Annotated in this window: 24 protein-coding genes; 14 read left to right on the forward strand and 10 right to left on the reverse strand. The window is 62.7% G+C overall.

Annotation, left to right across the window (positions count from 1 at the left end; genetic code table 11):
- Positions 1-1,080 precede the first annotated feature (1,080 nt).
- The 7 genes from HFK18_RS21655 to HFK18_RS06295 all read left to right on the forward strand — a co-directional run bounded on the left by HFK18_RS21655 (position 1,081) and on the right by HFK18_RS06295 (position 9,560).
- Entirely contained in the window at positions 1,081-1,203 is a 123-nt protein-coding gene (locus HFK18_RS21655; RefSeq protein ID WP_200731923.1) for a class III lanthipeptide, read from the forward strand.
- Between the two features lie 430 nt (positions 1,204-1,633).
- Positions 1,634-1,756, forward strand: a complete 123-nt coding sequence (locus HFK18_RS21660; protein WP_217706647.1) for a class III lanthipeptide — start codon at positions 1,634-1,636, stop codon at positions 1,754-1,756.
- Positions 1,757-1,863: 107 nt separating this feature from the next.
- Positions 1,864-4,587 carry a class III lanthionine synthetase LanKC gene (gene lanKC, locus HFK18_RS06275; RefSeq protein WP_180165158.1) on the forward strand — a complete coding sequence of 908 codons (2,724 nt, stop codon included), beginning with the start codon at positions 1,864-1,866 and terminating at the stop codon, positions 4,585-4,587.
- Between the two features lie 16 nt (positions 4,588-4,603).
- Complete coding sequence (locus tag HFK18_RS06280) at positions 4,604-6,211, forward strand: ABC transporter ATP-binding protein (protein WP_180165160.1); 1,608 nt, start codon at positions 4,604-4,606, stop codon at positions 6,209-6,211.
- Between the two features lie 56 nt (positions 6,212-6,267).
- Positions 6,268-7,587 carry an ABC transporter permease gene (locus HFK18_RS06285; protein WP_180165162.1) on the forward strand — a complete coding sequence of 440 codons (1,320 nt, stop codon included), beginning with the start codon at positions 6,268-6,270 and terminating at the stop codon, positions 7,585-7,587.
- A gap of 11 nt (positions 7,588-7,598) precedes the next feature.
- Positions 7,599-8,813, forward strand: a complete 1,215-nt coding sequence (locus tag HFK18_RS06290) for an FtsX-like permease family protein (protein ID WP_180165164.1) — start codon at positions 7,599-7,601, stop codon at positions 8,811-8,813.
- A 51-nt stretch (positions 8,814-8,864) separates the two neighbouring features.
- Positions 8,865-9,560: an ABC transporter ATP-binding protein gene (locus tag HFK18_RS06295; protein ID WP_180165166.1), complete on the forward strand. Its 696-nt coding sequence runs from the start codon at positions 8,865-8,867 to the stop codon at positions 9,558-9,560.
- A 667-nt stretch (positions 9,561-10,227) separates the two neighbouring features.
- Here the strand turns inward: HFK18_RS06295 and arr are convergent.
- Both arr and HFK18_RS06305 read right to left on the reverse strand, forming a co-directional pair.
- Positions 10,228-10,662 carry an NAD(+)--rifampin ADP-ribosyltransferase gene (gene arr / locus HFK18_RS06300; protein WP_180165168.1) on the reverse strand — a complete coding sequence of 145 codons (435 nt, stop codon included), beginning with the start codon at positions 10,660-10,662 and terminating at the stop codon, positions 10,228-10,230.
- Between the two features lie 125 nt (positions 10,663-10,787).
- Positions 10,788-11,039, reverse strand: coding sequence for an accessory factor UbiK family protein (locus HFK18_RS06305; RefSeq protein ID WP_180165170.1), 252 nt, complete (start codon positions 11,037-11,039; stop codon positions 10,788-10,790).
- 158 nt (positions 11,040-11,197) lie between these two features.
- Between HFK18_RS06305 and HFK18_RS06310 the strand changes: the two genes are divergently transcribed.
- Positions 11,198-11,536, forward strand: coding sequence for a P-II family nitrogen regulator (locus HFK18_RS06310; protein ID WP_032977217.1), 339 nt, complete (start codon positions 11,198-11,200; stop codon positions 11,534-11,536).
- Positions 11,537-11,632: 96 nt separating this feature from the next.
- Here HFK18_RS06310 and HFK18_RS06315 read toward each other — a convergent pair whose 3' ends face one another.
- Positions 11,633-12,292, reverse strand: a complete 660-nt coding sequence (locus HFK18_RS06315; protein WP_089237465.1) for an RIO1 family regulatory kinase/ATPase — start codon at positions 12,290-12,292, stop codon at positions 11,633-11,635.
- A gap of 441 nt (positions 12,293-12,733) precedes the next feature.
- Here HFK18_RS06315 and HFK18_RS06320 point away from each other — a divergent pair, with 441 nt between their 5' ends.
- Positions 12,734-13,639: an aspartyl/asparaginyl beta-hydroxylase domain-containing protein gene (locus HFK18_RS06320; RefSeq protein ID WP_049465655.1), complete on the forward strand. Its 906-nt coding sequence runs from the start codon at positions 12,734-12,736 to the stop codon at positions 13,637-13,639.
- Positions 13,640-13,751: 112 nt separating this feature from the next.
- Here HFK18_RS06320 and speE read toward each other — a convergent pair whose 3' ends face one another.
- Positions 13,752-14,606 (reverse strand): polyamine aminopropyltransferase, encoded by an 855-nt coding sequence (speE, locus tag HFK18_RS06325; RefSeq protein WP_180165171.1) that lies wholly within the window; start codon positions 14,604-14,606, stop codon positions 13,752-13,754.
- 179 nt (positions 14,607-14,785) lie between these two features.
- Between speE and speA the strand changes: the two genes are divergently transcribed.
- Together speA and HFK18_RS06335 are read left to right on the forward strand one after the other, a co-directional pair.
- Positions 14,786-16,675 carry an arginine decarboxylase gene (gene speA, locus HFK18_RS06330; RefSeq protein WP_099819728.1) on the forward strand — a complete coding sequence of 630 codons (1,890 nt, stop codon included), beginning with the start codon at positions 14,786-14,788 and terminating at the stop codon, positions 16,673-16,675.
- A gap of 43 nt (positions 16,676-16,718) precedes the next feature.
- Positions 16,719-17,039, forward strand: a complete 321-nt coding sequence (locus HFK18_RS06335) for a DUF6122 family protein (protein ID WP_033832425.1) — start codon at positions 16,719-16,721, stop codon at positions 17,037-17,039.
- A 108-nt stretch (positions 17,040-17,147) separates the two neighbouring features.
- On the opposite strand, the gene HFK18_RS06340 is transcribed toward HFK18_RS06335, so the two are convergent.
- Genes HFK18_RS06340 through HFK18_RS06350 form a run of 3 tightly spaced genes read right to left on the reverse strand, consistent with a single transcriptional unit; the run spans position 17,148 to position 19,413 of the window.
- Positions 17,148-18,467 carry a HAMP domain-containing sensor histidine kinase gene (locus HFK18_RS06340; protein ID WP_180165173.1) on the reverse strand — a complete coding sequence of 440 codons (1,320 nt, stop codon included), beginning with the start codon at positions 18,465-18,467 and terminating at the stop codon, positions 17,148-17,150.
- Positions 18,464-19,123, reverse strand: coding sequence for a response regulator transcription factor (locus tag HFK18_RS06345; RefSeq protein WP_025874566.1), 660 nt, complete (start codon positions 19,121-19,123; stop codon positions 18,464-18,466). The genes HFK18_RS06340 and HFK18_RS06345 overlap by 4 nt, the downstream gene beginning before the upstream one ends.
- Positions 19,123-19,413 carry a PepSY domain-containing protein gene (locus HFK18_RS06350; protein WP_180165620.1) on the reverse strand — a complete coding sequence of 97 codons (291 nt, stop codon included), beginning with the start codon at positions 19,411-19,413 and terminating at the stop codon, positions 19,123-19,125. Before HFK18_RS06350 ends, HFK18_RS06345 begins: the two co-directional genes overlap by 1 nt.
- Before the next feature lie 148 nt (positions 19,414-19,561).
- Between HFK18_RS06350 and HFK18_RS06355 the strand changes: the two genes are divergently transcribed.
- Complete coding sequence (locus HFK18_RS06355) at positions 19,562-19,996, forward strand: PepSY domain-containing protein (RefSeq protein WP_180165175.1); 435 nt, start codon at positions 19,562-19,564, stop codon at positions 19,994-19,996.
- A 53-nt stretch (positions 19,997-20,049) separates the two neighbouring features.
- Here HFK18_RS06355 and HFK18_RS06360 read toward each other — a convergent pair whose 3' ends face one another.
- The 3 genes from HFK18_RS06360 to HFK18_RS06370 form a co-directional block, all read right to left on the reverse strand.
- Positions 20,050-20,541: a hypothetical protein gene (locus tag HFK18_RS06360; RefSeq protein ID WP_099819724.1), complete on the reverse strand. Its 492-nt coding sequence runs from the start codon at positions 20,539-20,541 to the stop codon at positions 20,050-20,052.
- A 125-nt stretch (positions 20,542-20,666) separates the two neighbouring features.
- Positions 20,667-21,875 (reverse strand): FAD-dependent oxidoreductase, encoded by a 1,209-nt coding sequence (locus HFK18_RS06365; protein ID WP_180165176.1) that lies wholly within the window; start codon positions 21,873-21,875, stop codon positions 20,667-20,669.
- 12 nt (positions 21,876-21,887) lie between these two features.
- Positions 21,888-22,382: a lipocalin family protein gene (locus HFK18_RS06370; protein ID WP_100553850.1), complete on the reverse strand. Its 495-nt coding sequence runs from the start codon at positions 22,380-22,382 to the stop codon at positions 21,888-21,890.
- A 182-nt stretch (positions 22,383-22,564) separates the two neighbouring features.
- Here HFK18_RS06370 and HFK18_RS06375 point away from each other — a divergent pair, with 182 nt between their 5' ends.
- Both HFK18_RS06375 and HFK18_RS06380 read left to right on the forward strand, forming a co-directional pair.
- Positions 22,565-22,813 (forward strand): hypothetical protein, encoded by a 249-nt coding sequence (locus HFK18_RS06375; RefSeq protein WP_025874572.1) that lies wholly within the window; start codon positions 22,565-22,567, stop codon positions 22,811-22,813.
- Positions 22,814-22,903: 90 nt separating this feature from the next.
- Positions 22,904-25,333 carry a DUF3772 domain-containing protein gene (locus HFK18_RS06380; RefSeq protein ID WP_180165178.1) on the forward strand — a complete coding sequence of 810 codons (2,430 nt, stop codon included), beginning with the start codon at positions 22,904-22,906 and terminating at the stop codon, positions 25,331-25,333.
- Positions 25,334-25,713: the final 380 nt, after the last annotated feature.

Raw genomic sequence — 25,713 nt, forward strand, 5'->3', positions numbered from 1 at the left:
GCCAGGGGCAAGATGACGTGGGGTGACCAGGACGTCTGGATCGCGCAACACACAGACTCTTGGGTGGCGAAGGCTGCCCATCACCACAAGGTCTACGCTCGGCGCGATCGCTGCCTTTGCGCCTGCCGTCAGTTCAGCTCTGGTTTACTGGCTGTCCATCAACCCAAATGACGTTGGTTGGTATCACTATCCGCTGCCACGATGCGCAGTCAGCGCGTCCATCAGCGCTTTGTGCCGCGTCTCGCCATCACGTCACCGGCAACCTCATTTACGAGGCAAAAGGTAATCTAGGAGGGCAAGTCGAAACATGGCGGACAGGAGGAGCAGCGGCATGTGCCGCTGCTCCACTTGCATCACTTCTGCTGCTGGCTGTTGCAGCAAGAGTGAGTCGAGCTGCTGCAGCTGTTGCCAAGCAGGCCAACCGACGAGTCCAGGGCCAGACGCTGAAGCTTCAGTACACGGTTCATGACAACTCTCCATAGTTGTTGAAGAAAAACAACCCGTCGACACCATGTCGGCAGGTGCACACCGAACAATGCAGGGAAAAACGCCTGCAAAACCGGCATTCAGCGGCGGTGGTCGCGCTCAATTGCGCGTGCATTTCCGATGCCACCTCCTAGACAGGCCGCAAGGTGACATCGGAAGAAGTCGTCGTCAATACAGTCGACTAGAGAATTACCGAATGATGCCCTGCAACATCTAGCGGCCAAGTGTGATGTTTGTCTCTGCGCAATGTTCCGGCAATGTTTTTGATGGGAAGTTGGATAGACTCGACGCGAAGTTTGATGCACTATCAAGTTCAACTGCAGTTGCACGCCCGTCTCTGATCGAGAGCATGATTGGCGAACTGCATGCATGGAGGAGTCTGTATCGGCAAGGGATGGCCAGAGCAGTCAAGTGCGCACGAAGTCTAGATATGCGTGCCTTGCGGGTTGAGTGCGTCGCTCCCCGTTCTGCCCCAGCAACAATCTCTTGCCTACGTATCTGCGCCACTGACCTGTCAGTGCGCAGTGTCTCGCCGACTGCTTGGCCGATGGCCAGGTTTGATCGGTATTTCGTAGTCAACTAAGGAGAGTTGTTATGAACCGTGTACTGAATCTGCAGCGTCTGGCCCTGGATACCTCCGTCAGCGTGATGGGTAATAGCTCGGGTAGCTCGACCCACAGCTGCTGCGACGGTAGCTCGCAGGAACAGCAGCTGTAACAGCTGCTGACGCATGGCGTGCCGCTGTCTGCTTCCTAGGTGCGACAGCGGCACTGATGCTTTGCCAGGCCTACTGATCGACATCCCGCAATGGAGTGTCGCCGCTGCCATCTACACCGCGATGTGGTCGTGTGTGGCAAGGCGGTGAGTCTCCTGTCAGAAAGAGGGTCTCTCTATGAACCGAGTTCTCAGCTTGCAGAAGTTGCAACTGGACAGCAGCATTTCCTTGCTCGCCAATAGTTGCACCAGCTCTGCTCATTCCTGCTGCAACACCGGATCGCAGGAACCTCAGTAAGAGCGCATCGCCAGCGTGCGGCATGGCCAAAAGTGCTGGCGCAATCTCTTCACCAGCTCCCAGGGGAGCGCGCTCATCCAAGGGCGATGAGTCGGGGGGAGTGGCGTTCCTCGAGTCAAACAAAGGAAACAACGAATGAATCGTGTACTGAATCTGCAGCGTCTGGCGCTCGACACCTCGGTCAGCGTGATGGGCAACAGCTCGACCAGCTCGACCCACACCTGCTGCGGTCCTGAGCAGGTAGAGAAGCTTTCGTAAGTCGCTTCTGGAAGGGCGTCGGATCTCCGACGCCCTTTTGTACAAACACCGGCTTCAGGCCTCCCGTTGAGAGGCGTCAGGCCGATCATCTCTAAGGATAGCGCCTGATGTCAGCCGGAAACCCGACGCTGCGAGAGCTGCGACATGTGGACAAGATTAACTTCATCAGCAGTGATGAACGCTTCTACGAGCCAAACTACGATCACTACAAGCCCAGTGATGAGCTGGCTTCGCTTGTCTATCCGCTGCTTGCCGCGCATGGTCGAGGATGGGACATCCGTCGGATCGGCGTATGGTCGCACGTCGTTCCTCCCGTCGGCTCCGGCGTGCCGATGCTTCCTGCCCAAGGCTGGAAAATCCACCTTTCGGCAATTGAAGAGAACTGCAAGGCAATCCTGAGTTCCGTTGCTGAGATCCTGTTGCCGCGTGATGTGCAGTTCAAGTTTGCCAATGACTGCCGGACCATGAGGATGATGACGTCCAAGCGTTGGCCACGCGGCGGATCTGGGAAGTTCATCACGATTTATCCGCGCACGGAAAGCGAGTTCAAGGAACTCATTGAGTTGTTGTATCAGGAAGTCGGATCCAACATCGGGTCTTACATCCTCTCTGATAGGCGCTACAAGGACAGTCGCTGCATCTACTACAGGTATGGTGGCATCATCCAAGTAAGTCGCCTGGACTTCATGGGTCGAATGATCCCAATGCTGGTATCGCCCGAAGGGGACCACATCGCTGATCGTCGTACACCGTACTTCGAGACGCCGCCGTGGGCTGAAGATCCGTTCCCGTTGGAGGACGAGGACGCTGGCGAGATGACCCTGAAAGATGGCCGCTATCTGATCGAGAGCGCCTTGGGGTTCTCCAACACCGGTGGCGTGTATCTGGCAAAGGATGTGACATCTGGCCAGCAGGTGGTGATCAAGGAGGCAAGGCCTCACGTCGAGCTCTATGAGAACGGTGGAGACGCAACCACTCGTCTAAAGCGCGAGATGGGGAATCTCAATATTCTCAGCCCGTTAGGGGTTGCTCCTGCAGTGCTGGATTCCTTCTGGGACTGGGAGAACTTCTACATGGTCGAAGAGCATTTCGATGCTCATGACATGCGACAGATCATGCTGCAGTTCTCTCCGCTGATGACCGTAAGGCCAACCGCCGAGGACAGTCAGAAGTTCTATGAGATGTATCGGACGATCTTCACCAACATCTTCCGAGCCGTTGATACCGCCCATGGAGCAGGGATTGTCATTGGCGATCTGTCTCCCCCAAACATCCTCGTAGAGAAGCAGTCACTGGAGGTGCGTCTGATTGATCTGGAGGCGGCATTCCAGCCTGCCTTGGGAGAGTCCGATGACATCCATACGCCTGGCTTCCGAAGCAAGATCAAGAGCAGGGTCAAGGTCAGTAGCGTCGAAGATGATCTGTATGCAGTCGCTGCGATAATGATGTACTCCATGTTCCCGATTGTGGCTATGGCCTATGTTCGGGACGATCTCTTTGACGATGTTCTTCCCCGGATCATTCGTGACATGGGCTGGGAGGGTACGCCAGTCCTGGGGCTGATTCGAGATCTTGCGCAGGGACGAATCGATCTCCGTCAGGCTGAGAACCGCCTGCATCAGAGCGCACTCGTAGTTGAGCCTTACGGCGCGCGCCAGAGCGCCCTGGATCCGGTTGCAGATCTGGTCAAGCGATTGTCGCGATTCGTTCAGAGCAACTATCGGCTGGAGCCCAAGTACACCTTGTTCCCTTGTGACCCGTTCGCGCTTTCTACAAATGCGGGCGGTCTTGGGTTCGGTTCTTCAGGTGTGATCTATGCGCTAACCCGCTCCGGCAATGTGGTGCCCGATGAGGCGCTTGAGAGGCATTTCTTGGAGATCGCAGGCCTGAATCAGAGAAACACGGCGCCAGGCGTACTGACGGGCTTGGCCGGGATAGGTTGGGCGCATCTGGCAATAGGCCACAATACAGTGGGCCTTGGCTTTGTCGACATGGCCAATGCGAGCCGGAGGGTCAAGGGGCAAGTGTCGCTGTACTACGGGGCGGCCGGCATCGGCATGGCGAATCTGGCGGCCTTCGTTGCCTCAAAGTCCCAGGAGTATCTGGATGCTGCTCTCGATCTCGCGGTTGAGTTGAGCGCATCCGCACTCCGATCTGAGCGCGGCATCTTCTGGGAGGGGGATGGCGCTGTTCGGATTGGCTTCGGTTATGGGCAGTCAGGGGTCGCCCTGTTCCTGCTCAGGCTGTCCCAAGTCACTGGCGATCCTCAGTGGAAGTCGATGGGTGCATCGGCGCTGGCGTATGACCTTTCGCATGGATACGAGCTGGAGCCTGGAATTACGACATTCGCCGCGGCGCCCACCGGTGTGTCGACCTATGAGCCCTACGTGGAGCAGGGTACCGCCGGCATCATCAAGGTTGCCATCAGGTATGGGCAGTGGGATGTGGTTGATTCGTTGGTGATGGACCTGTATCGCAAGTACTCTGGCTTCCCCGGGCTCATTTATGGCCTCGCCGGACTCATCGACACGCTGGTGGATGCCTATGTCTACTCAGGTGACCCCAAGTATCTCGACTTGGCCAATAGACCATACGAGGGCCTCACGGAACTCTATGTGTTCGGGGACGACGACACGGCAATGATACCGGGTGAGAATCTGTTCCGGATCTCCTGCGACTACGCTACAGGCATGAGTGGCGCCATCCGGGCACTACACCGGCTGAGTTCGCCGCATCCAGATGACTTCTGCCTGGACATCCTGGATGCTTCGGCTTTGAGGCATATGTCGCGCACTCAGCCATTCCTCCACCTCGTCGGAGAGATAGCGTAATGGGGCTGGGCTCACGATGAACGCACCTGACTCTTCGCGCTCCGCGCCAGATCCAAAGCAAGCGCGCACCGAGTGGCGGGACTTCTCCCGCTTGCTCGGTCAGCACCGGGCTGAGTATCTGGCGGTAACCGCAGTCGCGGCCATTGTCGGTGCGGCAGAGGGGCTGATACATCCGTTGCTGATCAAGGCTATCCTCGACGAGGCCTCGCTGCGAGGTGACTTCGCGCGCCTGATGTATCTGGTGCTTGGCTACCTTGCTCTGGGCGTATCACTCAACGCCGGCGCCTATGTGACTTCGCTTTGGCAGCAACGACTGGACAACCGGATCATCCGACGGGTAAGCGAGGATCTCCTGCGCGCGTTCTACAGCGAGCGCTACAACGATTTCCTGCGAAATGGCGTAGGGCATTACGTCTCGCGAATCAGGTCTGACGTGAAGGACGGCTTGGTGCCGATGCTCGTCCTGGTAAGGGGGATGGTGGCAAAGGTGGCCATGTTTGCCGCCTTGGTCAGCGCACTCCTCTACATATCATGGCAGGCCTTCGCAGTCCTCGCTGCAATCATCCCGATAGCCACGGTGGTCAGTTTGATCGTTGGCAAGCGAATCAGGGCACTGACGTCTACGGAACGGGAAAAGGAAGCTGAAGTTCTAGGCGTCCTCACCAAGGCAGTCGGCAGCTTGAAGATGGTTGGAACGTTTGGACTAGCGGGAAAGACAGTGAAGTCCTTCGACACTGGAATGGGTGATCTTCTGGACACCGGATACCGCCGGTTCAAGGTGGTCCGCACGCTGCAGGGTGCAAGCGACCTGACGATGGTGGTCTCGGACGTATGTTCAATCTTCGTGGGTGCGTTGTTCGTCTTTCAGAAGAAGATGACCTTCGGATCCTTCATTGCGTTCATGAACGCATTCTGGCGGGCCGCTACCACTCTAATCGCGATATTCAAACATTGGGCAGAGCTGCAGAGTTATGGTGCTACCGTCCATCGCATCTCCGAGTTCCTTCGGCAACGGGACCCGCTGGAGATCTGTCATTCGGACAGCGTCATCTTGGATTCCGTGGGGTTCAGCTATGGCCAGAAAGACGTGCTTCGCAACGTCTCCCTGACGATCAATCCAGGCAGGCGGCTCCTTATCACCGGCGACAACGGTTCTGGGAAGACAACACTCGCAAACATCCTCGCAAGGAACTTGCGGCCAACCACTGGTAGCATCTCATTGCCTATCCAGATCAGTTCCTCAACGCTTCCACTTGCTTTCCCCCCCTTGGCTGTCAGGGATCTTGGCGCTGATCTTGGTCTTCTCAAAGCCTTGGCTGTTTGCTCTCCGGAGATCCTGGACGCACACCCGGATCAGCTGTCTGCAGGTCAGCAACAGAAGGTCGCACTTGCGCTGGCTCTCGCAAAGAAAGCCGATCTCTATGTGCTGGACGAGCCGCTCTCAAACCTGGATGTCAGTACCCAAGCGATCGCAATGGAGAAGATCATGCAGATCACGAATGGGAGAACTCTGGTGATGATCATGCATGGAGGGCTGGAGTATCGCGACCTCTTCGACGATGTTCATGACTTGGAATCGCCAACTGTCTTCATTGGCGATGGCTTGGAACTGCAGCCAGCATAGCCGTGCGACATAGGTGTGCGCATAGCGGATAGGAACAAGAAAGGAGCACTGCTTAGATGTTTGGCTATTACGTGAAAGTTGCTTTGCACAACGCTGCCAGGAACAAGGTCATTACCGGCTTGATGATCCTGGCAATTGCTGTGGGAATCGGAGCAAGCATGACGACCCTGACGGTCATGCACCTTCTGTCTGGCGACCCGCTTCCCGGCAAGAGTGGAGATATCTACTACCCCCAGGTCGACGTGAACCCGGAGTCCAAGGGGCGGGAGCCATATGACGTCATGGACTACAGGACGGCTTATGACCTTTGGTCCGCCAAGCAGGCGGATAGCCAGACGATGGTCGTCTCCAATCCCGTCAAGATCCGATCGGAGATTCCCGGCGCGGCGCCGCTGATGATCTCATCCATTTCGACGACGGCAGACTTCTTCACGATGTTCGACGTGCCACTGCAATATGGAAGGTCGTGGGTTTCCGAAGACGATGAGCGCCGCAGTCGCGTTGCCGTAATCTCTCACCGCCTCAACCAACAGTTGTTCGCTGGTCGCAACAGCGTCGGTCAGAGCATCCGGGTCAAGGATACGAACCTTCAGATCATCGGCGTCCTTGGAGCATGGCGGCCATCGCCCTTGTTCTACAAGATCAGAGGTGGACGTTTCTCTGGTGGCGAGACATCCGGATTCTATGGCGCGGCAGATGACATTCTCCTGCCTCTGTCGGCCAGTTTGGAGATCAATGAGGGTGACTTTCAGCCGTTCACGTGCTGGGCGGCACCGGAGCGCCCTGGAGTTCTTGAGGGTGCCCCGTGTGTTGCCGTGGCGTTGTGGGTGAAGCTTGTGGGGCCAGATCGTGTGCAGGCCTACGAACGATTCCTTCGCAACTACGCAGCTGAGCAGAAGCGACTAGGTCGCATCAAGCACGACGACAATACGAGGATGCGGTCGTTGATGGGATGGTTGGACTTCAATCAGGTCGTTCCCAGCGACGTTAAGGTCCAGACTGCTTTAGCGTTCGCGTTCCTGCTGATCTGCCTGGCTAACGTGGTAGGACTGCTTCTTGCAAAATTCATGCGGCACGGCGGAGAGATTGGCCTGCGCCGCGCGCTAGGCGCAAGCAGGATTGCGGTGTTTACACAGTGCTTGGTTGAGGCGGCGGTGATCGGAGCCATCGGCGGCGTTGTCGGCCTGCTCTTGACGCTACTGGGTCTGTGGACGATTCGTATCCAGCCAGTGGCGTACGCCGATCTGGTGCACTTGGACATCGCCATGTTCTTGGGCACATTTGTACTGTCTTTGGTTACCAGTCTCGTAGCGGGTGCCATTCCTGCCTATCGGGCGAGTTCCATCCAGCCGGTCGCCCAGCTGAAGCTGCTTTGAGGGAGTGCGCTATGCAAGTGGGAATCATTGTTGCTGCGTTAAAGAAGCACCGGTTGGCTACGTTCTTGATCGCCATCGAGATCGCCTTGGCATGTGCCGTGCTCTGCAACGCCATCTTTATGTTCATGGAGAAGAGTCGGGCGCTGAATTTGGATAGTGGCGTCGAAGAGTCTTCCCTTGGGGTCGTTCAGCTCTCGGGATTCAGTGCCGACAGCGCCAATGACATCAATGCGCGGGTCATAAGCGCCATCCGGGCCATTCCTGGCGTGGAGTCAGTCGGGGTCATCAGCGCGGTACCGTTTGGCGATCCCGGTGTCCGCGCCGGCGTGAACACCGATGAGGCCCTTGAGCGGTCCGGTGGCGTGCTGGACTTCTATCTCGGCGATGCAGTGGCCCTGAACGCGCTGGGTCTGAAACTGACATCAGGGCGGATGCCCGAGCCTGGGGAGTACGCGCCCATTGCGCAGTACGTTCCCACCAATGCGCCGGTGCTGGTGACCCAGCAGCTGGCGGATCGCTATTGGCCTGGACAAACGGCAGTCGGCCAGAGCGTCTGGGCGATGGACACCCGCTTTACGGTGATCGGAGTGGTCGAACATCTTGTGGTGTCGCAGCCAGGCGGAGGAGAGGCTTTGGGTAACGACTGGTCACTCATCGTTCCCGCCGTTGCGGGCCCGCAGCTCGCTGGCAGGTACGTCGTGCGTGCTAAGCCTCAAGACCTGCCTCGCATATTTGGTCAAGTGGGCAAGGTAGTTTCTGCAGCTGCGCCCGATGTGGTCTTCGATCAGTCTGCTAGTCGGCCTTTGTCTGAACTAAGGTCTGACTACTTCCGCGGGGCAAAGGTCATGATGGGTCTGCTTGCGGCAGTGATCGTTGCACTTCTCGGTGCTACAGCCCTGGGAATCGTGGGCTTGGCAAGCTATTGGGTAGAACAGCGTCGAAAGCAGATTGGCATTCGGCGGGCCTTGGGGGCCACGCGATCGGACATTCTTCGCTACTTCCAGATCGAGAACTTCCTCATCGTCACCATCGGGATCGCAGCCGGCTTGATCCTTTCCTATGCGATGAATCTGGGCCTGATGCGGTTTTATGAGCTGCCAAGGCTCCCTGTGGCCTACCTGCCGATCAGTGCCATTGCGCTGTGGCTTCTCGGTCAGGCCGCGGTGCTGGTGCCTGCACTGAAGGCTTCAGCCATCACACCGGTTCAAGCAATCCGATCTCTCTGACTCGAATCACAGTTGCGCCCGCTCGGGCGCATGAAGACACCAAGGTGCGACATGCTGAAGATGCAAGGACTCAGTAAAGTATTCCAGATTGAACAGGTGCAGACTCATGCCCTCAGAGGCTTTGATCTACATGTGCGAGAGGGTGAGTTCGTCGCAGTCACTGGGCCATCCGGCTCGGGAAAGTCGACGTTTCTCAACATTGCAGGCCTGCTTGAGGAATCTACGGCGGGTTCCTACGAGCTGGATGGCCAGGATGTGTCGCGTCTAGGCGATAGCCAGCGCAGCAGGATCAGAAACGAGAAGATCGGTTTCATCTTCCAGGGCTTCAATCTGATTCCAGATCTAACACTCTATGACAACATTGACGTTCCTCTGCGGTATCGGGGACTTGGCGCGAAGGACCGGCGGGAAAGGATTACTGGCGTTCTTGAGAGGGTAGGCCTTGGCTCCCGGGCCCAGCACTATCCAGGTGCCCTGTCCGGCGGTCAGCAGCAGCGGGCCGCAATTGCGCGGGCATTGGCTGGGACTCCCAGGCTGCTACTGGCAGACGAACCGACCGGTAACCTGGACACCGAGATGGCCCGTGGTGTCATGGAGCTGCTCCAAGAGATCAATACTGCCGGCGCGACAATCATCATGGTCACACATGATCAGGAGCTTGCACTTCGGGCCAGTCGGAACGTGCACATCGTTGATGGTCATCTTTCCGATCTGGTCAGGCCGGAAGGCGGCCTTGCTGCGGCCTAGCCAAGCCTTTGGTCGCCTCTGCAAATGCTAGCGAAGGCGATCTCGGGCTGCTCGCCGGCAGACCCGATACGAGGTCTAAGGTCATGCGAACGGAGTTGAATGCATATAGTTCTGGTGCAGCCGTTGCACGGGGCCTTGGTATGGATATCGGACTTGGCACTGATGAGAAGATCAAACAGGCGGCGGAGAGATCCACGCAGGCTTGGTGTGCTGAACCGGGGTTCAAAGGATGTTGAGGGCAGCATTGTTCGTTGCCCTAGTGGTTGCCGCTGGTTGTACCAGCGCGGGCAATCACGAGAAGTCCAATGCACGTCCGCCCGAGGCGGAGTTCTGTGATCTGCATTTTGAGGCGAGCGAGCGACAGGTTGCCGTGCGGGCCGTCATCGAGACTGACGGATTGCATGGCATGTACATTGGTTCCAGTGGGTGCAGCCGGAAACTGCGTATAGAGGTTCCCGATACGGGTGCTAGCGCGAATGTCGACGCTTTTCTTGCAGATCTACGGCGAGGTCGTGGTGTTCGTATGGATTGGCAAAGCCGTCCGGGAATCTACCGGGGCAGGATCGCCACACGGCCTGAGGGAGGGCTCAGCTTCGTGCTGATCCAGGTGGAAAACTATAGCCCCGGCGTGAATTGACTTCAGATCGATTGCCTGGCGGCGGCCAGATCAGTTGCTGATCTCGCCGCCGCCGGAGGCAATGAACTCCCTCATCTGCCTGATGAACTCCGCATCGTAGGTTTCCCACTCCGTAATCTCCCCAACAACCCGCAACGGCTCCTCACTCCGATACGACCGCGTCGGATTCCCGGGAAACTTCTTGTTGGTCACATTAGGATCGTCCTCAAACGGCCCGGTCGGCTCCACCACATACACACGCTGTCGCCCTTCACCCCGCGCCATCTCCGCAGCCAGTCCAGCACCTTTGGCAATCGTCGTGAAGTAGATGTGGTTCATCACCACGCTGTCGCGATAGTTGGAGCGGAAGCCCGCGCTCAGCAGTTCGCCCACCGCCAGGTTCGCGCGGGTGCCGTGATAGAACGGCCCGGCGACCTGGTCGCAGGTGTCATGCGAAACGGGTGTCCATTCGGTGTCCTGTGTCATCAGCACTGCCCCTACCTGTCCTGCCGGATCGACAGGCCGGCGAGTCTAGGGCGCCGGGCGGGCCTTGCGGCAAGGCCCCATCAGGGAAATACTCTGTAAGTGGGAGGCGCGGTGCGCCTCCTTTTTCATTCTGCCTTGCCGCGGCCTTCCAGCTCGCGCACCGCCGTTTCCAGCGCATCCAGCTTCTCGCGGGTCTTCAGCAACACTCCACGCTGCACTTCAAACTCTTCGCGGGTCACCAGGTCCAGCTTGGCCAGCCCCGCCTGCAGCGCGCTCTTGAAGGTGGCCTGCAGTTCCTCGCGCGATTCGCGCAGGCCCGGCGGCACCAGGTCGCTGAGGCGACGGGCGAGGTCATCGATTTGGTTCAGGTCGATCATGGGGTGCTCCGTGGGGTGGTGGGCCTGCGCATCCGGCGCGGCCACGGCTGTTCGGCGCTAAGGATACTGCTGGCCCCGGGCTGCCGGACAGGCACTGCGGGTTTCGCACCGGCCGCGTTCAGGCGCTATCCTCCACGCCGGAATACAGGAGATAGACGATGAAGATGGTCATGGCGGTGATCAAGCCGTTCAAGCTCGACGACGTGCGCGAAGCGCTGGCCGAGCGCGGGGTTACCGGGATCACGGTGACGGAAGTGAAGGGCTTCGGTCGCCAGAAGGGCCATACCGAGCTGTACCGTGGCGCCGAGTACGTGGTCGATTTCCTGCCGAAGGTGAAGCTGGAAGTGGCGGTGACCGACGATCAGGTGGAAGTGGTGGTGGAAGCCATCGTGAAGGCGGCGGGCACCGGCAAGATCGGCGACGGCAAGGTGTTCGTGTACGACCTGGGTAGTGTGGTGCGTATTCGTACCGGTGAGCTGGACGCGGACGCGCTGTAAGCCGTTTTTGTAGAGCCGAGCCCACGCTCGGCGGGTGCAAAGAGCAGCCGAGCGTGGGCTCGGCTCTACAGAAAAGTGGTCGAGCAAGCTCGACCTCTACCGGCGCTTCGCCCACTTGTAGAACCGCTTCCAGCCCTGCCGCACGGCCGCCACCCAACCCGGGTCGGCCACCAGCGCGGCCTGCGCGGCGCTCGGCGCCTGCCCGGTCACGCGCTGGCGCATCTTCAGCAGGTTCTTCATGTCGCTACGGCTCAGCTGCCGGCTCAGCGGGTTGCGGCGCAGCCAGCGCGGTACGCGCCAGGCCGAGGTGAAATCCAGCAGCACCGGTACGCCGGCGCTGACCACCACGTTGGTGCCATGCAGGTCGTTGTGGGTGATGCCGGCGGCATGCAGGCGGGTGATCGCGTGCTGCAGCTGCTCGAACACTTCATTGCCCACCGCCTGCGCGGTGCTCAGGGTCTGGCCGGGGATGAATTCCATGCCCAGCGCCAGGCCACCGAGGGTGCCGAGCAGGGCCGGGGCGTGCTTCCAGCCGCCCAGGCGCTCCAGCATGCGCGCCTCGCGGCGCACCATCAGCCGGGCGATCGGCGACACCGGGGTGCCACGGTAGCGGGAGTAGTCCTTCACCACCGCCGGACGGCCGTCCAGGCAGGTGCGGTAGACATCGGGGGCGAGGAAGCGTTCACCGCGCTTGAGCAGCAGCGGCGCCACGGCGTCATCGCCGCAGGACGGGGAGGGGGTAATGGAAGGGATCATCTGGGGTCTCGGGCGACCCGGTGGGCGGCGCTGAAGCGTCAAGCGAACCGGTACGACTGGGGGAACTGGCTAAACTTTCGTTAAGTCAATTTTAGTACCGGCGAGTTCGCTATTCCACAATTTGTCGGAGAAATGTCGGCGTCGTGGCTGGAACAGTTCGTCACATACATTCGGACAATTCTGTCTCACTTTTTTAAAAGGCATTGAATTTCAATAGCTTGTGAGAACGAGCGTTGCCGCTCACACGGCCGCGCTGCGCGTCGCGCACGCCCGGCTTGACCCCGGCGCACGGCCTGCCGACCATAAGCTGTTACACGCGACATCGACGGCCGCACCCACCCGGCACGTCCCCGTCTCCTGCCGCGTTCCCCCACTGATGCCGGCCCTGCGGCCGCATCGCCCTGTTTCCCTGTCCGGCGTGTGCTGGAGGAAAGTGTTTTGATCATCAAAATCGTACTTGCGGCGCTGTTCGTGTCCTGCGTGCTGTACATCCACTTCCGTGGCAAGGTCCGTGCGCGCTGGTCGCGCCAGCTGCTGGACCACTCCAGCTTCATGGCCCCGATCAACGTGGTCATGTACATGTTCTCGAAGGTGCCGACCACGCCGTTCCTGGACCCTGGCAAGGAATTCCCGCAGCTGGAGCCGCTGCGGCAGAACTGGCAGATGATCCGCGACGAGGCGCTGGCGCTGCGCGATGCGCAGGCGATCGCTGCCTCCAGCACGTTCAACGATGCCGGCTTCAACTCGTTCTTCCGCCGCGGCTGGAAGCGCTTCTACCTGAAGTGGTACGGCCCCTCACACCCGTCGGCCAAGGCGATGTGCCCGAAGACCACCGCGCTGCTGGAATCGCTGCCGGACGTGCGCGCGGCAATGTTCGCGCAGCTGCCGTCGGGCAGCGAGCTGCGCCCGCACCGCGATCCGTTCGCCGGTTCGCTGCGCCTGCACCTGGGCCTGGCTACGCCCAACAACGATGCCTGCTACATCGAAGTGGACGGCATCAAGAAGAGCTGGCGCGACGGCGAGTGGATGATGTTCGACGAGACCTATATCCACCACGCGCACAACGAGACGCCCGATGACCGGGTGATCCTGTTCTGCGATATCGCCCGCCCGCTGCGCTTCGGCCTGCCGGGCCTGTTCAACCGCCTGGTGGCGTCTACGCTGCTGGCCGGTGGTGCATCGCCGAACCTGCCGGGTGACCCGACCGGCGGCGTCAACAAGGCCTTCGGCAGCGTCTACAAGGTGCGGCTGAAGGCCAAGGCCCTGCGCGAGCGCAGCGTGGTGGCCTACCAGGTGATCAAGTGGGGCCTGGTGGTGGCGGTGATCGCTGGCATCTGGGCGCTGTAAGCGGACGGCCGCCGGGCATGGCCCGGCGCTACCGGAAAACGAAAAACCCGCGCTGTCGCCAGCGCGGGTTTTTGTTTTGGTAGGTGCCAACCTTGGTTGGCACGCGTTTCGATCAGCCCTTCAGCGCCGCCTTCACGAACGGCGGGGTCACCAGCACGCCGGTGTGCAGCGCGGCGGTGTAGTACAGGGTGTCGAAGGTCTTGGCGGCCGAATCGGCCTGGCGGAAGTCGAAGCTGCTGTCGCCCTTGCGCGCCAGGGTCACGCTCCACCAGCCGGTGGGGTAGCACGGCTGCGGGAACGGCAGGGTCTTGAACGAGCCGAAGCCGGCCTTGCCCATCTCGGCGCGCATTTCGTTGATCAGCTCCAGCTGCATCAGCGGCGACTCGGACTGCTGCACCAGGATGCCGTCGTCCTTCAGGGCCTTGAAGCAGCTCTCGTAGAACGCCTTGTTGAACAGGCCTTCGCCCGGGCCGACCGGATCGGTCGAATCGACGATCACCACGTCCACGCTGCCGGCCGGGCAGTTGGCCATGTAGGCCACGCCGTCATCGAACATCAGCTCGGCGCGCGGGTCGTCGTTGGAATCGCACAGTTCCGGGAAGTGCTTGCGCGCCATCACCGTCACCTGCTCGTCGATGTCGCACTGGGTCACGCTCTCCACGCCCTTGTGCTTGAGCACTTCGCGCAGGGTGCCGCAGTCGCCGCCGCCGATGATCACCACGCGCTTGGGCGCGGCGTGGGTGAACAGCACCGGGTGGCTGATCATCTCGTGGTAGAAGAAGTTGTCCTTGCTGGTCAGCATGATGGCCCCATCGATGGTCATCAGGTTGCCCCAGTCGGTGGTCTGGAAGATCTCGATCTTCTGGAACGGCGACTGCACTTCGTCCAGCTTGCCGGTGATGCGGTAGCCGATGGCCGAGCCGGTGCGCTCGAAGTGTTCGATGTACCAGTTGCTGTTGTCAGTCATGGGAAAGCATTCCTGTTCGGAAGGGATGGAGCCGGGCTGAAGGCGGGGTGCCACGCATCCGGACGGATCGGCCCGTTCAGGTTGGAACCTGCCGCGGGCGCGGGCGCGCATGATAACGAACCTGTGGGCATATAGGCGTTATCATGCCCCCCCTTTTATTTGCCACAAGGCCGACTGCAATGACCGATTGGTCCCTCGACCAAGCCCGCAAGACCTACTCGATCCCGCACTGGGCGGATGGTTATTTCGACGTGGATCAGGCCGGGCACATGGTGGTGAGACCGACCGGGGCGGATGGCCCGGTGGTGTCGCTGCCCAAGGTGGTGGATGCCGCGCGCGCGGCCGGCGCCAAGCTGCCGCTGCTGGTGCGCTTCCCGGACATCCTCGGCCAGCGCCTGGGCAAGCTGCAGGCCGCCTTTGCGCAGGCCCAGCAGGATTGGGACTACCCGGGCGGCTATACCGCTGTGTACCCGATCAAGGTGAACCAGCACCGCGGCGTGGCCGGCACCCTGGCCAGCCACCACGGTGAGGGCTTTGGCCTGGAAGCGGGCAGCAAGCCGGAACTGATGGCCGTGCTGGCGCTGTCGCGCCCCGGTGGCCTGATCGTCTGCAACGGCTACAAGGACCGCGAGTACATCCGCCTGGCCCTGATCGGCCGCAAGCTGGGCCTGCAGACCTTCATCGTCATCGAGAAGCCGTCCGAGCTGAAGCTGGTGCTGGAAGAATCCAAGGCACTGGACGTGAAGCCGGGCCTGGGCGTGCGCATGCGTCTGGCCTCGCTGGGCGCCGGCAAGTGGCAGAACAGCGGTGGCGACAAGGCCAAGTTCGGCCTGTCCCCGCGCCAGCTGCTGGACCTGTGGAAGTCGCTGCGCGATACCGAATACGCCGACTGCCTGAGCCTGCTGCATTTCCACATGGGCTCGCAGATCTCCAACGTACGCGACATCGCCAACGGCATGCGCGAAGCCACCCGTTACTTCGTCGAGCTGTCACAGCTGGGTGCGAAGATCACCCACGTCGACGTGGGCGGCGGCCTGGGCGTGGACTATGAAGGCACCCGGTCGCGCAGCTTCTGCTCGATCAACTACGGCCTGAATTCGTACGCCAGCAACATCGTGCAGCCGCTGGCCAACGCCTGCGAAGAACACGGCCTGACCCCGCCGCGCATCGTCACCGAGTGCGGCCGCGCGATGACCGCGCACCACGCGGTGCTGATCGCCAACGTGTCCGAAGTGGAACAGGCGCAGGAAGGCCGCGTGCCGGACCAGCACGACGACGAGCCGGCCTCGATCCGCCACCTGCGCGAGATCCACGAAGAACTGGACGTGCGTCCGGCGGTGGAGCTGTTCCAGGAAGCGCAGCACTTCCATGCCGAAGGCCTGTCCAGCTATGCGCTGGGCCAGATCGACCTGCCGCAGCGTGCGCGCATCGACGATCTGTTCTATGCCATCGCCCACGGCGTGCGTGCGCGCCTGAGCTATGACGAGAAGAGCCATCGCCCGGCGCTGGATGAACTGAACGAGCGTTTGGTCGACAAGTACTTCGTCAACTTCAGCGTGTTCGAGTCGATTCCCGATGCGTGGGCGATCGACCAGGTGTTCCCGATCGTGCCGATCGAGCGCCTGAACGAAACGCCGGATCGCCGCGGCATCATCGCCGACATGACCTGCGACTCCGATGGCATGGTGAAGACCTATGTCGAGAACGAAAGCCTGGACAGCTCGCTGCCGCTGCACGCGATCAAGCACGGCGAGAGCTACCGCATCGGTTTCTTCATGGTCGGTGCCTACCAGGAAATCCTCGGCGACATCCACAACCTGTTCGGTGATACCGACGCGGTGGAAGTGCTGGCCGATGCCGATGGCTACGCCATCACCCAGCAGCGTCGCGGCGACACCACCGACGTGATGCTGGACTACGTGGGCTACAAGCTGGATGACCTGCGTGCGGCCTACGCCGACCGCGTGGCATCGGCGGACCTGTCGCCGGAGCGCGCGCAGGAACTGTCCGAAGCGCTGGAAGCAGGCCTGACCGGTTACACCTACCTGTCCGACGAACCGCTGATCTGAGGGTGACCGGAACGCCGGGCATGGCCCGGCGCTACCGGTGCTGATGAGCGCCCGCGCGATCTTCCACCTGTTCCTGCATGCAGCCGTGCCAGCCCTGCTGGCATGGCTGTTCTGGCGCAAGCGTTTCGCCTCGGCGTGGCTGTTGCTGCTGCTGGGCTGGATCATCGATCTGGACCATCTGCTGGCCGATCCGATCTACGCCCCGAACCGCTGCAGCATCGGCTTCCACCCGCTGCATACCGCGCCGGCGATTGCCGTGTATGCGGGCCTGTGCGTGCCGAAGAAGACGCGGCTGGTGGGGATTGGCCTGATGATCCACATCGTGCTGGATGCCATCGATTGCTGGTGGATGCATCACCGGTAGTTGCCGACCTTGGTCGGCGCTCTTGATGCGTGTCGACCAAGGTCGACATCTACCGGGTGGCGCGTGATCCGGTAGCGCCGGGCCATGCCCGGCGAGCGCAGCGGCAGGTCACCCCACCGGCAACCACAGCGTCGCGCGCAATCCCGGTTGCGCATTCTCCAACGCCAACCGTCCGCCATAACTGGCAGCGATATCACCCACGATGGCCAGCCCCAGGCCGCTGCTGCTTTCGCGCTCATCCAACCGCACGCCGCGCTGGGTAACCTGCGCCAGCGCCTCGGCTGCCAAACCCGGGCCGTCATCGCGCACGTCGATGCGCAACTGCCCTTCGTCCGCACGCGCCGTCACTGACACGTCCTGCTGCGCCCATTTGCCGGCGTTGTCGAGCAGGTTGCCAAGCATCTCTTCCAGGTCGGCGCTGGCGCCGGCGAACTGCAGGTCGCTGGCAATACCCTCGGCCTGGAACTGCAACGCACGGTCGCCATGCACCCGCGCCATCAACCGGCACATCGCCTGCGCCACCGCTGCCACCAGCGTGCGTTCGCGATGATCAGCGGTCAGCCCGGCGGCAAGATAGCGATCGACGCTGGCCTGCATGCGCGCGCCTTGCTCACGCAGCGTGGGGCGCCACTCGCGGCCTTCGCCATCGGCTTCAGCGGCAAGCACGCTCAGCGGTGTCTTCAGCGCATGCGCCAGGTCCTGCGCACTGGTACGCGCGCGCGCCACCATCCGTTGCTGGTGGTCCAGCAATGCATTGAGTTCGTCACCCAGCGGCGCGATTTCAGCGCCCAGTCCCGCCGTATCGATGCGCTGTGCATCGCCGCGGCGCACACGCTCCAGCTGCGTACCGAGACGTTGCAGCGGGCGCAGGCCGAAATGCACCTGGCTGGCCAGTACCGCCAGCCACGCAGCAACCAGTACCGCCAGCGCCATCGCGCTGCGTTGGCGGAACGCGGCCACGTCCGCGTCCAGTGCACTGCGATCAGTGGCGACCACGGCGACGTAGGGTTCGTTCGCGCGTGGCAGGCGCACCTGCTGCACGCGCGCGCGCAGCGACTGCTGCAGCGGGCCAGGCAGATTGCGCACGGCTGCGCCATTGGCGGCCACGGGCAACGTCTCGTCCCACAGCGAACGCGACTGCAGCAGCACCTTTCCGCTGCCATCGGCGATCTGCCAGTAAGCACCGGAGAACACGCGCTGGAAGCGCGCGTCGTTGGGCTCCTGGCGCAGCTGCAGTTGGCCGTCGGCATCGATCTCGGCCTGTGCCAGCAGGGTCAGCATGTCCTGCTGCAGTTCGTTGTCCAGGCGGTCGCGCGCGCTGCGCTTGAACAGTTCGCCCAGCAGCGCGCTGGCCAGTGCTGAGACCAGCAGCAGGCCGATGCCACCGGCTAGCAGCAGCCGGCGTCGCAGTGACGGTTGCCGGCTCACGGCGCGGCCAACCGCCAGCCCTGGCCGCGTACGGTCTGGATCAGGTCGGTGCCGAGCTTGCGGCGCACGCGCCCCAGCAGCACGTCCAGCGCATTCGAATCGGGATCGTGGCCGCCATCGAACACATGTTCGCCCAAGCGGTCACGGCCGATCACCTGGCCGCTGTGGTGGATGAAGTAGCTGAGCAGGCGGAATTCCTGCGGGCTCAGTGCCAGTGCCTGGCCGTCCAGGTCGAAGCGCCCGGCATTGACGTCCAGCTGCAGCGGGCCGCACTGCAGGCGTGGGCTGGCATGGCCGTGGCTGCGGCGGATCAGTGCGCGCAGGCGCAGCACCAGTTCGTCGGCCTGAAAGGGTTTGGTCAGGTAGTCGTCGGCGCCGGCATCGAAGCCGGCCAGCTTGTCGTGCCAGCGTCCGCGTGCGGTCAGCACCAGCACCGGAAAGTCGCGGCCGTTGCCGCGCCAGCGCTCGATCACGCTCAGGCCATCCAGCCCGGGCAGGCCCAGATCGACGATGGCGGCCTGCAGGTCTTCCACCTGGCCGATCTCCTCGGCTTGGCGACCATCGGCCACCACCTCGACCACGTAACCGGCCTGCTCCAGCAGCGGCTGCAGGCGCTCGGCCAATGCGGCATCGTCTTCGGCCAACAGGATGCGCATCAGTCGTCCAGCTCCGTCTTCAGCAGCCTGCCGTTGCGCGCATCATAGTCCAGCTCCACCACCACGCCGTCGGCGCGCAGGATCTCCACTTCGTACACGCCATCGTCCAGCTCCACTTCCAGCAGCTGGCCGGGGTGGCGCTTGAGTGCATCGCGCACCACGCTTTCCAGCGGCACGTAACGGCCCTGTTGCACGGCCCGGCGCGCGACCTGCTGCGCCGGGTCCTGGGCGGGGCCGGGGGCGGTCGGAGCGCTGACCAGCGCCAGCAGCAGGGACAGGGAAGACAGGATCGGCACGTAGATGATGGGGAGTGGGGAACAGGCGCGAGTGTGCCGCCGCCGACTAACCGTTGGCTAACAGCGCCGGCTAAGTGGCTGTTAACCACGCGGCGCATCGTGGCGTTGCCGGGATGGTCCGGCACCGAACAGGAGAACCCCCATGTTGAAGTCGCTCACCCTCGCCACTGTCGTTGCGCTTGCCGTCGCTCCTGCTGCCCAGGCGGCACCGCTGGGCATGGCCCAGGTCGAACAGACCCTGCGCAAGGCCGGCTACACCCAGATCCATGAGATCGAGCGCGATGACGGCCTGTGGGAAGCCGATGTCAGCCGTGCCGACGGTCGCTTCAGCGAGGTGTATGTGGACCCGAAGACCGGCGAGATCTTCGACGAGCACGACAGCCGCGCGCTGCTGGGCACCGAGCAGGTGCTGGCCAAGGCGCAGTCGCAGGGGCTGCGTGAGATCCATTCGCTGGAACGCGATGGAGCGACGTGGTCGCTGGAAGCGCGGAATGCCCGCAACCAGCGTGTGGAAGTGCGCGTGAGTGGGTATGACGGCCGCATCCTGCACAGCGAGCGTGATGGCTGGCTGGATTGATGCCTGCTGGGGTGGGCCTGTCGACCGAGGTCGACACCTACCCAGGGCGTGGATTACCAGCCGTAAGGCGGCGGGTAGTCCCAATAGCCCGGGCCACCACCGTAGTAGCCACCACCACCATACGGCCCAAAGAAGCCCGGGCCCTTGCCTTCGCTCACGTGGATGTTGACGTTGACCCCACGGGTCTTGCCTTCATCGTTGGTGTAGTTCTTGCTGAGATTCAGCGTGGCGGCGTTGTAGTGGGTGTTGCCGTAATTCTTGGCGTAGCCGATGCCGGTGGTGAAACTGCCGGACACCTTGACCTTGTCATCCGTCACGTCGGCGATCCTGCCGTCGCCATTCACGCGCGGGCCGGTCTTGTCGCCGTAGAACGTGCCCGGCGGGTCCTGCTGCAGGGTGGGATCGTTGAGATAGCGGATCGGCGTCTGCGGCACGGACAGGTCCAGGCCGGAGGCCTGCGGCGCGGTGGCGCCAGCGGCGGACTGCGCCAACGCAGTCCCGGGCAGGGCGGCCAGGCACAGCAGCAGGGTCAGGGGGCGGATCATGACGGCGCTCCAACGGAGAGGGGCCGCGCAGAACGCGGCGGTACAGGCCGACGCTAGCAGGCGTTGCTTGAATGATGCCTGTCGGCGCCCGGTTGCGGTAGAGCCAGGCCATGCCTGGCTGCATGCTACAACCGCCCGAACCCGAACAGCTCCTGCAGCGGGTGCCGGCGCCGCTCGATCCCGGCCCGCAACAGCCCGGCGCCGATCATCGAATAGGTGATGCCGTTGCCACCATAGGCCATGGCGAACTGCACCCGCGGGCCCCACTGCTTATGCGGGCCGAAGAACGGCAGGCCGTCGGCGGTCTCGGCAAAGGTGCCTGCCCACGAGAACGCCGGGGTTGGCTGCAGGTGCGGGAACCACTGCAGCAGCTGCTTCATCAGTTTACGGGCCTTGCTTTCCACCCGGCCATCGCGGCGGGCGGGAATATCGATGGCATCGTCCAGCCCGCCCACCAGCAACCGGCGGTCGCCGGTGGCGCGCAAGTACAGGTAGGGACGCGCGCTCTCCCAGACCATCGTGCGCTGCAGCCAGCCCAGTTCGTCGGCGTTGATCGGGTCGGTGATGAAGGCGTAGCTGCTGCGGTTGCGGGCTACGCGCGGGTCCAGCCATTGCTGGTTGGCATAGCCCATCGCCAGCACCACGTGGCGGGCGCGGATCTGCATGCCGGATTCGGTGCGGGCGGTCACGCCGCGCGTGCTGGGGGTGAGGGCATGCAGCACGGTGCGGTCGTGGACCACGCCGCCGCGCCGACGCACACGCTCGAGCAGGCCATAGGCCAGACGGTACGGATCCACGCGCGCGGCCTGGCGGGTCAGCAACGCGCCGCCGGCATCGACGCTGAAACGTTCCTGCAGCGCCTCCCGGTCCAGCCAGCGCGCATCCAGGCCGATGCCACGGCGCGCCTCGCCTTCGGCCATCAGCCGCGGTACGTCACGGCGGCGACTGGCCAGGTACAGGCTGTCCATCTGCTTGAAATCCACGTCCTTCAGGCCGCGTGCCACTTGGCGCAGGGCCGGGATCGCATCCGCGCATGCCTGGTAGGCCAGCGCCGCAGCGTCTTCGCCATACTGCGAAGTCAGCTCCAGCAGATGGGTGTCGATCTCGTACTGCAGCAACGCGGTACTGGCTGCGGTGCTGCCCCAGCCGATGTCGCGCTGCTCGATCACTGCAACGTCGTGCCCATGGGCCGACAGCTCATCGGCGATCAGCGCGCCGGTGATGCCGCCACCGACCACCAGCACATCGCACTGCAGATCCTGTTCCAGCGGCGGAAAGGCCTGGATCAGGCCGTTGCGCACCGCCCACCACGGGTAGCCACTCTTCAGGTCCATGCGCGTTGGTGCTCAGGCAGTGGGGTGGCCGGTATGCGGGGTCTGGATCAGTTCGGACAGATCGAAGCCCTGCAGGCGTGCGGCTGCCAGATAATGTTCCTGCACGGTGGCATCCAGCCGGGGCTCACGCGCCAGCAGCCACAGGTACTTGCGATCGGGGCTGCCGACCAGGGCAACGCTGTAGTCCGGCGCCACCTGCATCACCCAGTAGTCACCCTTGGCGAAGGGCAGCCAGCGCAGGCCCTTGGGCAGGAAGCTGACTTCCAGCCGCGCGCTGTCGTTGTCGATCGCGCACGCCTCACCGGTGGCTTCCTCGACCTCGCCGTCCATGCGGCAGCGGTTGGTGACACCCACGTTGCCGCTGTCGAGCAGGGTGTAATGCGCCGATACGTCGGTGCAGCCCTCCGGCTCGTGGCGCATCGGCAGGCGGGCGATCTCGTACCAGGTGCCCAGGTAGCGGGGCAGCTTGAGGTCGGTGACGGTCTTCAGGGGCGGCAGGTCGGTCATTGTCAGGCGTGGCAGGAGAGGACCTCCAAGATGACGAGGACACTGCCACGGGCGGGTGAAGCCGGGGCGAGGGCCATGTCCAGAACATTCCGTCGCCCCGGCGGAGCGCGTGCCGTCATCGGCGCAGCGGTATGCTTCCGCCAGCGCCGCGTTTTTCCGATCCAACCGCAGTGGAGGTGCCGATGTACCAGGTGATCCTGTTGAAGAGTGAAACCCAGTTCGCCCGCGAGCAGTGGCCGCAGGTCGACGATCTGGTGGACTACGAAGGCGTGGCCTACAGCCTGCGCGCCGGGCCGCGCCAGCCGTTGCCGACCGACCATGCCTGGCACCCGATCGCGGTGTACGCACCGGACGAGATCACCGAGGAAGAATTCCAGGACTGGTACGCACTGCAGCAGCCACAGGTGGAAGAGCTGCGGCTGAAGTACTGAGCCGCCGCCACCCGCCAGCGCCTGCGCATCCGCCGTTTACAGCACCTGCCGTATAGTCGCGCGCAGGCGCGGTGGTCCGCGTGAACCGGTGTGGCTGGCTTGTCTTCCTTCTTCCAAACGATCCTGGTGCGTGGCCCGTGGTTGGGCCTGCTGTTGTGCTGCACGTTGCTGCTGGCTGTGCCGGCGCTGGCCCAGGATGATGACCCCACACCGAAGCAGCAACTGGCGCAGATCGACAGCACGCTGAAGGATGTTGCACGCAAGCGCGTTGACGCCGAGGCCACCGAAACGCTGGGCACGCTTTCGGAAACTGCATCACAGGCCAAGCGCGATGCCGAGGCGCTGGAAAAGACCCTGCAGCCGCAGCTGGACCAGCTCAACGAGCAGCTGACGCAGCTGGGCGATGCGCCCAAGGACACCACTGAACCGCCGGAGCTGGCCGCGCAGCGGCGCACGCTGACCCGCCAGCGCGATGCCCTGGTGGCATCGATTGCCCAGGCGAAGTCCAGCGCCGTGCGCGCGCAGCAGCTGAGCGCGGACATCGACAAGCAGCGCAACGCGCAGCGCACCGAGGAACTGGGACGCAAGGTCGCCTCGCCGCTGTCACCGACGCTGTGGCGACAGGTGGCCGACCAGCTGCCAAATGACATCGCCCGCGTTACGCCCTTGGCCCAGCAGGGCCGTGCTGCGCTGACCACGGCCATTGCCACCCACGGTTGGGGCACGTTGCTGCTGGGGCTGGCGGCGGCACTGGTGATGATGTTCCCGTTGCGCCTGTGGCTGCGCGCGCTGGGGCGCCGGTTCGCCGCGTCCGAGCGCGCCCCCGACGGCCGCCTGCGCCGCTCCGGCCTGGCCATGTGGCTGCTGCTGGTGGGTACCCTGCTGCCCGGCTACGCCGTGGTGGTGCTGGTGGCTGCGCTGGATGCCATCGGCGCGATTCCGCCGCGCCTGCAGAGCGTGGCCGAAGGCGTACAGGCAGCGACGTTCGCTGCGGCCTTCATTTCCGCGCTCAGCGCCTGCCTGCTGGTGCCCAAGCGGCCCTCCTGGCGGCTGCTGAACCTGGATGACACCGCCGCGCTGAAACTGCGCAAGTATGCTTGGGGTGCTGCGGCACTGGCCTGGTTGAGTACGGTGCTGGTGGCACTTGATCGCGCCACCCGCACCAGCGATGTCACCACGGTGGCGCTGGACGGCGTGATCGCACTGACCTACCTGGGCCTGATCATGGCCATGCTGGTGACCCTGGCGCGCCTGCACCGGCGTCAGACCGCCGAGGCCGAGGCGAAGCTGGAAGCACAGGCCGACGGTCTTGGCGCACAGCTGCCGGTACGACGCAGCAGCTGGCTGGTGCTGGCCCGCGTGGCGGGCAACATCGCCGTGGTGGCCGCGATCATCGCCACCCTGCTGGGTTATGTGAACTTCGCCAAGTTCGTGAACCAGCAGCTGATCGGCGGCAGCATCGTGGTGCTGGCGGCAACGCTGCTGTTCAAGTTCGTCGACGATTTCTCCACCTGGCTGCTCAACGCCGACAGCAAGGTTGGCCAGACCATCCTGCTCAGCACCGGACTGAGCGTGTCGAAGCTGGAACAGGCGGGCGTGCTGCTGTCGGCGATGCTGCGCACCCTGGTAGTGTTGATTGCCCTGCTGGCGCTGGCCGCACCGTTCGGCAACATCGGCACGATCGTTGAACGCATTGCCTCGCTGGCCAATGGCATCGTGATCAACAAGGACCTGACGCTGCAGCCGGGCCGCATCGTCACCGGCGTGCTGGTGCTGCTGGTGGGCATGGGCCTGACCCAGCTGCTGCAGCGCTGGTTGACCGATACCTACCTGCCCAAGACCGAACTCGACCTGGGTGCACGAAATTCGATCAGCACCATCGCCGGCTACGTGGGCATCATCCTGGTGGGCCTGTGGGCGCTGACCGCGATGGGCCTGAACCTGAAGAACCTGGCGCTGCTGGTCAGCGCGCTCTCGGTGGGTATCGGCTTCGGCCTGCAGGCGATCATCCAGAACTTCGTGTCCGGCCTGATCCTGCTGACCGAGCGGCCGGTGAAGATCGGTGACTGGGTGAAGCTGGGTGACCAGGAAGGTGATATCAAGCGCATCAACGTGCGTTCGACCGAGATCCAGGTGAGCGACAAGTCCACCTTGATCGTGCCCAATTCCGAACTGATCACCAAGACCATCCGCAACATGACGATGGGCAACAACCAGGGCCGCATCCAGATCCAGTTCGCGGTGCCAGCCAGCACCGACGTTGCGAGCCTGCGACAGGCGCTGCTGGATGCCTACGGTGCGCACAACACGGTGCTGCAGCAGCCGGCGCCGTCGGTGTACATCGACAGCATCGCTGGCGGCCAGATCACCATCAACAGCTTCGCCTACGTGGCCAGCCCGCGGCAGGTGTATGGCACGCGCAGCGATCTGTATTTCAGCCTGTTGCAGATCCTGGCCGAGCGGAACATTCCGTTGTCCACGCCAACAGACATCCACATCACCCGCGATCCGCAGCAGTAAGAGGGTGGGTCGGCAGGGCTGCGCCCTGCACCTGCAGAAGCCGAAGCAACGGCAACAGCCGAAGCAACAGCAAACGCGGGTATTCCGTGGGGTGGCGGGGCGGTGTCGGATTGCGGGGACGCCGCAAGTACGTCCTTGTAGGCTTGGCAGCCGCATCCATGCGGCTGACACCCCGCAATCCGACACCGCCCCACCTTCGACAGTTTCCCGATGTCTGGTAGATCCACGCCATGCGTGGATGAATCTCCATCGAAATCGAATATTTCGACAATTGATCAAAAAGCATCCACGCATGGCGTGGATCTACGTGTCGACCAAGGTCGACACCCACCAGAAGCAGGCCATGACATTCCGACAGATCGCGGAAATCTGTCGAAGGC

Source organism: Stenotrophomonas sp. SbOxS2, assembly GCF_013416715.1.
Taxonomy (GTDB): Bacteria; Pseudomonadota; Gammaproteobacteria; order Xanthomonadales; family Xanthomonadaceae; genus Stenotrophomonas; species Stenotrophomonas lactitubi.